The sequence below is a fragment of the Virgibacillus sp. M23 genome (assembly GCF_034190895.1).
Taxonomy (GTDB): domain Bacteria; phylum Bacillota; class Bacilli; order Bacillales; family Amphibacillaceae; genus Virgibacillus; species Virgibacillus salarius.
Map to the genome: position 1 here is coordinate 25387 of NZ_JAWDHA010000047.1, position 8130 is coordinate 33516.

The 8130-nt window shown below is 37.1% G+C and carries 6 protein-coding genes and 1 pseudogene; 4 read left to right on the forward strand and 3 right to left on the reverse strand.

The features are described 5' to 3' along the window. The first annotated feature begins 31 nt into the window (after positions 1–31). Positions 32–1240 (forward strand): iron-containing alcohol dehydrogenase, encoded by a 1209-nt coding sequence (locus RVS70_RS15945; RefSeq protein ID WP_026679728.1) that lies wholly within the window; start codon positions 32–34, stop codon positions 1238–1240. A 553-nt stretch (positions 1241–1793) separates the two neighbouring features. After that, on the forward strand, positions 1794–4055 hold the full coding sequence (locus RVS70_RS15950) for a metallophosphoesterase (RefSeq protein ID WP_121604589.1): 2262 nt from the start codon (positions 1794–1796) through the stop codon (positions 4053–4055). Between the two features lie 411 nt (positions 4056–4466). On the opposite strand, the gene RVS70_RS15955 is transcribed toward RVS70_RS15950, so the two are convergent. Continuing rightward, a complete protein-coding gene (locus tag RVS70_RS15955) occupies positions 4467–5048 on the reverse strand; it encodes a GNAT family N-acetyltransferase (protein ID WP_051388227.1) in 582 nt (193 codons plus the stop codon). Positions 5049–5288: 240 nt separating this feature from the next. On the opposite strand from RVS70_RS15955, the gene RVS70_RS15960 reads away from it, so the two are divergent. Further along, complete coding sequence (locus RVS70_RS15960) at positions 5289–5882, forward strand: GNAT family N-acetyltransferase (RefSeq protein ID WP_166530364.1); 594 nt, start codon at positions 5289–5291, stop codon at positions 5880–5882. Positions 5883–6123: 241 nt separating this feature from the next. Here RVS70_RS15960 and RVS70_RS15965 read toward each other — a convergent pair. Together RVS70_RS15965 and RVS70_RS15970 are read right to left on the reverse strand one after the other, a co-directional pair. After that, positions 6124–6351, reverse strand: a pseudogene (locus tag RVS70_RS15965) (alpha/beta hydrolase); the annotation flags it as partial. Positions 6352–6385: 34 nt separating this feature from the next. Further along, the gene (locus RVS70_RS15970) at positions 6386–7069 is read right to left on the reverse strand and encodes a uracil-DNA glycosylase (protein ID WP_281949479.1); all 684 of its coding nucleotides are present in this window, start codon (positions 7067–7069) and stop codon (positions 6386–6388) included. A 201-nt stretch (positions 7070–7270) separates the two neighbouring features. Between RVS70_RS15970 and RVS70_RS15975 the strand changes: the two genes are divergently transcribed. Then, positions 7271–7783, forward strand: coding sequence for a type 1 glutamine amidotransferase domain-containing protein (locus tag RVS70_RS15975; protein WP_321134003.1), 513 nt, complete (start codon positions 7271–7273; stop codon positions 7781–7783). Positions 7784–8130: the final 347 nt, after the last annotated feature.

Sequence of the window (8130 nt, forward strand, 5' to 3'; positions counted from 1 at the left end):
TATAAAATTTCAATCTTAGGAGGAATCGTCGATGAGTTTAAATATGAAAGTTGAACATATGCATAAATTCCATACATTTGAAATCCCAACAGCGATCAAGCATGGGATCGGAGCAATTAAACATATTGGTGAAGAAGTTAAAAACCTTGGTGTTACCAAAGTTCTTCTCGTAACTGATCCTGGTATCTATAAAGCAGGGGTAACTGAACCTGTTGAGAAACATCTAAAAGAGGCTGGAATTGAGGTTGTTGTCTTTAATAAAGTAGAGCCGAATCCTCCTGTACGTTTAATCGCTGAAGGGTCTAAGGTATTTACAGAAGAATCATGTAATGGACTCGTAGCCGTAGGTGGCGGTAGTTCAATGGATACAGCAAAAGGAATTGGTGTTGAAGCAACACACGATGGTAGTGTACTAGATTACGAAGCTGCCGAAGGTAAGAAACCTTTAGAAAATCGTATTCCGCCATTAACTACCATTCCAACAACTGCAGGTACAGGTTCAGAAGTTACACAATGGGCTGTTATAACAGATGAAGAACGTGAATTTAAGTTTAATACAGGTGGCCCATTAATTGCGGCACATTTAACCATTCTTGATCCTGAATTACATGTGTCCATGCCCCCACATGTAACAGCTATGACAGGTATTGACGCACTTGCTCATGCAATCGAGTGCTATACGATGCATTTTGCACAGCCGGTAACAGATGCAGTTGCACTATTGGCAATAGAGTACGTAGGTAAATATATTCGTCGGGCATACGCTGATGGTGGTGACATTGAGGCACGCTACGGGATGGCACAAGCTGCCATGCTTGCTGGACTTTCATATGGAAGTGAATCAGCTGGAGCAGCACATGCTATGTCTCAAACATTAGGCGGTATTATTCCCGTTGCCCATGGACAATGTGTGGCTACGATGATGGGACCCGTGATGGAATATAATTGGAAAGGACATCCTGACAAATTTGCACGTATCGCACAAGCACTAGGTGCAAACACATTCGATATGACAACTGAAGAAGCAGCAAAAGCAGCAGTCAATGAAGTTTATCGTTTAGCAGAAGACTTAGATATTCCTAGTTTAGAAGAGCAAGGTGTTTCACCTGATATGATCGAGCGTTTATCAAAAGAGGCCATGAAGGATCCACAAACAGTAGGAAATCCACGTGATCTCACCGAAAAAGACTATCAGTGGATTTATAAGCGTTGTTTCGGATTAGTGGCAAAAACCGTATAATCCAAAGCAAAATTGCATGGACCCCGTAGTTAAGAAACTAGATAAAAGAGACTGAGACAAAAGAATGAAGAAACAATATAAAACGAACAATAATTAATTAAAATTAATTATTGTTCGTTTTTTGATTAGAATAATAAATTTAGCACCTGAAATAAGCGAGACTCCAGCGGGAACAGCACAAGTACGAAGATCCACTTGGTAGCGTGTTTTTCTTTACCAAGTTAGCGGAGGCCGTGCCCGCGTAAAGGACGTATATTTTCACGGTGCAGCGATGACACTCCTATTGCTAACATGATTATTCGTATTTTGAGTAAAGAAGTGTGTTTTATCCCAGCCTTTTTCATTTCCCTTTTTTATCATCATGTGAAAATACCAACGTATTATGAGATAAACATCAACTTATACAGCGAACTTAAAACATACTCTCTCAGCTATTTTACATTGAATTTACAGTGGTTTTATATTGTGTTATTAAATTTTTATTATCATAACTATATAAAGCAAAGTTTATTTTCCAGCTAGTAAAATAATTAGTGATAGGAGGAATGTTATCATGAAATCGAAGAGCAATTTTTGGGTAATTTTGGCAGCCCTTACGTTAGGACTAACAGTTTCATTTTCTAGTGCACAAGCTTTCTCGGAATCTTCAAGTTTAGTAAACAACAATCGTAAACCAGAACTTGTTTTTCCTGTAATAAGTGATGTGCATATTGACAATAGTTCAACAATAGATGATGAGAAATTTAAAGCAGCGATGAACCAACTAAACAAAGTTGCCCCTGATCAGGATGCTTTTGTTGTGGTAGGGGATTTGACTGATTACGGATATGAAACAGAGTATGATAAATTTTTCTCTATTTATAATGAAAAGAAACAAGATGGCGTCAATTCCTTGTTTACAATGGGTAATCACGATTATTGGAATGGTCTATCTATTAAGGATGCACAAACTCGCTTCTTGGAAAAAACAGCAATGGAATCGATCTATTATCACAAAAAAGTAAATGGCTATCATTTTATTGCGTTAAGTCCTGAAGACAGCACCACTCATGGTTTGTATACGGTTGATCAAATTAACTGGCTGAAAAAACAATTGGAGGCAGCAGAAAAGGACAACCCGGGAGAACCGATTTTTGTGTTCCTACATCAACATATTAAAGACACAGTTTACGGAAGTGATTTGTGGGGTACCCAAGAAAATAAAGAACTTCTATATGATACATTGAAGGAATACCCCCAAGTAATTACATTCTCTGGACATTCTCATTACCCACTTGAAGATCCTAGAACGATTCATCAAAAAGATTTTACATCTGTCGGTACCTCTTCCGTCAGCTATTTGGAATTGGAACCAGGGAAACTTCAAGGGTTTCATCCACAAGGATATCGAGATATTAGCCAAGGTATGGTTGTAGAGGTTTATAATAATGAAGTCATGATTAAGAAACGTGATTTCCATAAAGATAATTGGGTAGGAGATCCTTGGGTGATAAAATACCCAGCTAAGAAAAATAAATTCAACTATACAGAAGACCGTGACCATATAAATCCGGTATTTCCAACAAAAGCCGATGCATCAATCATAGAAGAAAAATCAACATTAAGAAGTTTAACTATTGAATTTCCACAGGCAACTGATAACTTGCTAGTACATTCATATCAAATTAAGGCCAAAAATTTAAAATCAGGAGAATATGATGCAGATTTCAAAGCGTTTTCCAATTTCTATTATGATCCTATACCTAAGAAATTAGAATTCCCAATAAACGGTCTTCAACCAGGTACTACGTATGAAATTGAGATACAAGCACTGGACTCATTTGGAAACACAAGTAAAACAAAATTAAAAACTGAAGGAACTACAAAAGCTTTAGAGATGGTATCAACACAAGCTTCTCCTACTCTAGTAACAAATGGTGAATCAACATCCATTCAAGTAAAGATGAAAAACTATGGCAGCAAAGGTGTAAACGGAAAAATTAAGATTGATGCACCTACTGACTGGACATTGGTAAATCATGAAATCGCTTATGAGCTTACAGGTTATGAAGAAAAGACGTTGAATGTTAAAGCTACCCCATCTGAAGCAATTTCAGGTGCATCTGAATTCACAGTTACAGCTTATGAAGGTGAACAAAAAATCGGATCAAAAGATGTCCAAGTTCTAGTAAACATGATGCTGGGACAAAATTTTGATTATTTACAGTCTTCATTAAAACCTGCAGTTAATGAAGATATCCCTGACTCAATTCTAGGTTGGACTAGCGAAACTCCAAATGGGTGGACGATTACCAATAGCTCCCATATGCCTGCTGGGACAATAGAATGGCAAGGGTGGAGCTTTACTACAAAAGATTTTTGGACAAAAGCTGATACACAAGAACGTGAAGATTTTGATCTTGGACAAGGTGTTATTGCCGTTGCTGACCCAGATGAGTGGGATGATAATGGTTCACCAGCATCTACCGGATACTTTGATAGTACATTAACGTCACCTTCTATAAAAGTTAAAGGTGATCAAAACCTATCATTAGGATTTGCCTCTCATTATAAACAAGAAGGAATACAAACAGCTGAAGTAACAGCAGTTTTTGATAATGGTGAAAAACAGCAAGTACTTATTTATGACAACAAAAGCACTTCTGACAATGGGAACAGCCATGTTTTAAATAAGTATGAAGTTAAATCAATTAACGTTCCTGAAGAAGCTTCTTCAATGAAACTGAAATGGAGAATGTATAATGCGAAAAATAATTGGTTCTGGGCGATTGATGATATTAGACTTGATGATCAAATGATTGTGCCGCCAAATTAAATCTAAAATCAAGTAGGAGGGGATGGCTAATCCCCGAACTTTACACCACCATCATACTTACCGATAGGTACACGGTTGATTCAAATGATACGATTTCGGTTCCGTGTCCTAGTAGACAGGGACAGAGGTGCACGATAATCAGTTCTATGATGCTTGCGATTGATGACAGCATCTCTGTCCTAATCATAGGCCTACTCTTTCGATAACATCTAACTTACTTAATCCTTTTGCACTTTGTTTTAATTCCTCAGAGTCCATGGATGAATGTTTCTTCATTGATTACAAAGAAAGACAGCCTGGATATCGGTAATCTTTTTCTAAATAAATAGGAATAGTGGTTGGCTATTATCACACCCTCTTCTTGCAAGAGTACTTATTATGAAGTAAGGATACTTCTGAAAGACTACTAAATTAGTTGGTTTTACGATTATCATCATCTTTAATAATCGCGTACATACATATATCCCGATGTTTTCCTTTTATAAACAATCGTTTTTTCAATATACCTTCTAATTTTAATCCACATTTCTCTAATACTTTTTGGGAGCCAATATTTTCTACGAAACTCCTTGCCTGGATTCGCTGTAACTTCATGGTTGTAAAACCATATTTAATCACCTCCTGACAAGCTTCGGTAACAATCCCCTTCCCCCAATGCGTATTTGTTAGGACAAAGGCCAATTCTGCCGTATCATTTTCTTGTTCCCAAAAAACGTATTCAATCATGCCAATCAACTTTTTATAAGGTTTTAACTCTATCCCCCACGGAGCTAATTGATTATTATCATATTGATCCAATACAAAATTGATAAATAGCTTTGTCTGTTCGTGTGATTGATGTGTATCAAATGGAAGATACTGCGTGACTACATCTAATGATGTAAAGGCATGAATTGCGGAAAGATCTGTGGCCATTATTTTCCTAAGAATGAGTCTTGGCGTTTCTAATATCGGTTGTTCCAGATCAATTTCCCTATCATTCAATTGCGCCATATCAACCCCCCTTTTTTTTCCACCGTCAATAACCTTTAATCTAAGGAACCTTATATCTAACATCTTTAAAGCAAATGACCTATTCTATGCTATTTTCGAATAAGGTTGATCTATAACCTATTTACCACTAAAAAATATAGATACATTAGTTAAGATAATATATTGAATTATATGTCTATTTATTTTTTTATGAATAATGATATACTATATACATTTGCAAAATGAAGGGGGTTATCATTCATGAAAAACAAGTATATTTTCCAATCCGAACGACTAGGCTTTAGAAGGTGGCAGGAATCAGACAAAGATTTATTTTCAGCCATGAATGCTGATCCTATAGTTATGAAGTACTTCCCTAAACCATTAACGAAAGAACGATCAGATTGGTTAATAGATAAATTTGAACAGGATTTAGCTGGAAAAGGATATGGTATTTGGGCAGTTGATCGCTTAAAAGATCATCAATTTATCGGTTTTATTGGACTGGCTGACATAGATATGCCTGATGTTACGTCGTCTTCCATCGAGATTGCATGGCGATTAGATAAACAGTTTTGGAAAAAAGGGTATGCAGTTGAGGGTGCTAAGACTTGTTTAGATTATGCTTTTCAGACGTTGCGCATGGATGAAATCTGTGCTTTTACCTCCACGATAAATAAGCCCTCTGAAAAAGTGATGGAGCGTATTGGAATGCAAAGGATTAAAACATTTGGACATCCTAAATTAGAGATTGATAGTCCACTGAAGCAACACGTTTTGTATCAGATTCGTTATGATTACTCCTCCATCTCAGAGCATTGTGCATATATAACAAAAGCGCAAGCGCCCGATTAGAAACGCAGTAACTGGAGCGAGTCAACGGAGATAAAGGAAGCACGGTGGGCTTGCGAGCCGATGATGACTTAGATTAGGGCGATTCGTGAAGTCGCCTAGTTTCTGGGCGCTTGCGCTCTGGACGCGGCTCAATACGACCATTTTTATCTACATGAGCAAATTTTAAAATTTCCTAGAATATAATAAAAACCAGAAAATGATACAATCTATCACCATTCCGGTTTCTGCCTGCTCTTATCTAAAGCATACTAAGCTGATAGGGGAGACTTGCCTTTACTGAATTCCCGGCATCCCTTAAGTTTACCAGGTAAACCTTATGGTTATGCGTAAAAGAATCAGCAAAATAGTCCCCTGAATGATTAAATTCGGAATAATAATGCGTTACACATAAAGGAGTTCCTTCCCCCTTACAAAACACCTCAAATGTGCCACGAGAAGTTTTAATTAATTGCTGATCCCACCCACTCATTTATTTATCTCCTTCCCTAGCTACATTTAAATCACTACATATGATCATTCAAACGCCAATCGATTTCCTTTCTGCCAATTTCTTTTAATAGATTATTTGCTCTAGAAAATGGCTTGCTACCAAAAAATCCTCGATATGCAGATAATGGACTAGGATGCGGGGATTTAATAATATAATGCTTATTTGTATCAATCAAAGCACGCTTTTTCTGGGCGGCCCCTCCCCATAATATATATATTACAGGCTCCTGCTTTTTGTTTAATGATTTAATAACTTCATCAGTAAATTGCTCCCATCCCATACCTTGATGAGAATGCGCCTCGCCTTGTCTAACCGTTAATACATTATTTAGTAATAATACACCTTGCTCCGCCCAGTTTACTAATGATCCGTGATCTGGTATTGGATGACCTAAATCAGTATGCAATTCCTTAAAGATATTCTTTAAGGAAGGTGGTATAGCAACTCCTTTATTTACAGAAAAGCTTAGTCCATGCGCTTGGTTCGGACCATGATACGGATCTTGCCCTAAAATAACTACTTTCACACTTTCAAAAGACGTATAATGAAGAGCGTTAAATATGTCGTTCATATCTGGATAGATTATTTTAGAAGCATATTCCTTTTTTAGAAATTCTCGAAGCTGTTGATAATAAGGCTTTGTAAATTCTTCCTGTAACAACACTTCCCAATCATTCTTTAAAATTTGTTTTTTCAATTCCAATCATTCCTTGTAAATTATATCGCTCCTATTATTCTATCATGTATGAACCGTATTTCGATACCATTCCTTTTGTCATTAAAAGTAACCTTTAGGTAACCTCCGCACAAAAAAGTGCATACTTCACAGTTGTTTTATGCTCCTTTAAAATAATTCATGTAATGAAAAAGAATAGAGGAAGAAAGGATGTGTGTGTTGATGAGTAAAAAAATTGCTGTACTAGTTACTAATATGGTTGAAGAGATTGAGCTAACTGACCCAGTACAACATTTCAAAGAAGCAAATCATTCCGTTGATTTAATCGAAGGAGAAGCTGGCAAAAAGATTACTGGTAAAAATGGTAAAACATTCACGATAGATAAAGGAATTGATGAAGTGAAGCCAGATGACTATGATGCACTTTTAGTACCTGGTGGATTTTCACCAGATTTATTGCGAATCGATGAGCGAAATGCCACGTTTGCCCGAAGCTTTATCGAAGCTAAAAAGCCAGTCTTCGCCATTTGCCATGGACCTCAGTTTCTAATCGATACGGACCTTTTAAAAGATGTAGACATCACTGGTTTTACGTCAATTCGTAAGGACCTGCTAAATGCTGGTGCAAACTTCAAGGATGAAGAAGTAGTAGTTGATCAGAACATCGTTACTAGCCGAACTCCCGATGACCTTCCAGCATTTAACCGTGAAGCATTAAAACTGCTTCATGCTTAATACTTCACTTATAGTTGCCGAGGAACTTTTCTCGGCAGTTATTTTTGTATAACTAAAGGAAAGAACCGTTACTTTCTTCGCTAACACACTATGGGTTCTTAGTTATTTTAAGAAAAACTGAGCAAAATTCGCTCATTCCTTATCACTAAATGCTCAGATTTACGCTTCCTCTAGTAGCTATTATGGAATAATAGCTACTGCTTGCTTGACCACCACTCCAGCTGCCCACTTCCCTTTCCGTGGGGTTTGTCCTTCAGCTAACTTTTTTAGCAAAACCCGCTCAAAAAAGTGGATCTTCAGGTCAAACATTTCCCACAGGAGTTGAAGTGGCCGGCCTTCGCTATTAT

Excerpts from the sequence above, each read along its gene's own strand:
- RVS70_RS15950 (WP_121604589.1), top strand. The coding sequence starts at position 1,794 with ATGAAATCGAAGAGCAATTTTTGGGTAATTTTGGCAGCCCTTACGTTA.
- RVS70_RS15955 (WP_051388227.1), bottom strand. The coding sequence starts at position 5,048 with ATGGCGCAATTGAATGATAGGGAAATTGATCTGGAACAACCGATATTA.
- RVS70_RS15975 (WP_321134003.1), top strand. The coding sequence starts at position 7,271 with ATGAGTAAAAAAATTGCTGTACTAGTTACTAATATGGTTGAAGAGATT.
- RVS70_RS15960 (WP_166530364.1), top strand. The coding sequence starts at position 5,289 with ATGAAAAACAAGTATATTTTCCAATCCGAACGACTAGGCTTTAGAAGG.
- RVS70_RS15945 (WP_026679728.1), top strand. The coding sequence starts at position 32 with ATGAGTTTAAATATGAAAGTTGAACATATGCATAAATTCCATACATTT.